This window comes from Streptococcus cristatus (assembly GCF_008369405.1).
Lineage (GTDB): Bacteria > Bacillota > Bacilli > Lactobacillales > Streptococcaceae > Streptococcus > Streptococcus cristatus_G.
On record NZ_VSJJ01000025.1, the window covers coordinates 1 to 1145 of the forward strand.

General features: G+C 41.4%; 1 protein-coding gene. It reads left to right on the plus strand.

What is annotated here, in order from left to right:
- On the plus strand, window positions 1-1145 hold a 1145-nt coding region (locus FXF62_RS10685), incomplete at both ends, for a MucBP domain-containing protein (RefSeq protein ID WP_187984275.1).

Below are 1145 nucleotides of genomic sequence, written 5' to 3' on the forward strand. Positions count from 1 at the left end.
TATGTGGATGAGTCTGGTAAGAAGATCAAGGAAGATGTGACCGATACTGCTCGAGGTAAGGTTGGCGAAGACTATGATACAACAGATCATAAGAGCATCTCTATCAAGCATGGTAACACAGTTTACAACATTGTACCTGAAAAGACCAAAGGTCAAGAACGAGGTAAGGTTGTGAAGGGTGTAACAGAAGTTACCTATGTCTATAAGGCTGTTCAAGCAGAACCTAAGAAGACAGGTACCAATGCTAAGGGTGAAGATGTCAATGGTAAGACGATGTTGGCTGGTTCAACAGAGGTTTACACAATTAACATCGACAACGACCAATACAAGGGCACAACTGGTTTGGTTGACCAAGACAAACAAGCCGGCTTGATGGTTGTTGAGAAATACTCTAGCAAGTTTGTAACACCAAATCTGGATGCTGTTCGTATGACGACAGAAGATGGCAAGGTTGTCAGCGGCTTCACGACTAAGATCTACAAGTCTGTTGCAGAAGCTCCACAAAAGGTTCAAGATTATATCAAGGCTAAGGGCTTGACAATTGATGGTGAGTTTGCGGTAACAACTTCAGATGATCCAGTAGCCTACACAAATAACTATGCCTTGAAAGGTATCAACCTGAAATTGATCTTCCCAACAACTGTGAAGAAAGATATCAAGGAAGCAAGCAAGTACGATAACAAGGCTTATCAAATTGACTTTGCCGGCATTGCAGAAACCAATATCGTAACAAACAATATTCCGAAGATTAATCCGAAGAAAGATGTTGTAGCGACAGTTGAAGATGGTCTGAAAGATCAAAACTCTCTGGATGGCAAGACGGTTAAAGTCGGCGCTGTTTACAACTTCGAGCTGAACACTTCTTACTTGCCAGCGAAACGTGGTCAGTCTATTGACAAGATCGAAGTGAAGGATACATATTCACCGCTTGTAGAATACAATGGCGTTCACAAATGGATTGCCAACACAGATATTCTCTTGAAAGATAGCACGAAGATTGCTAAAGGAACTGATCTGACTCAATATGTCAACCAAAATATTGATCATAAGGCTAGAACAGTTGTCTACAGCTTCTCTAATGACTTCTTGAGCAAGGTTTCTGATGACAGTGAATTCCAAGCGATCGGTTACATGCAAGTGAAACA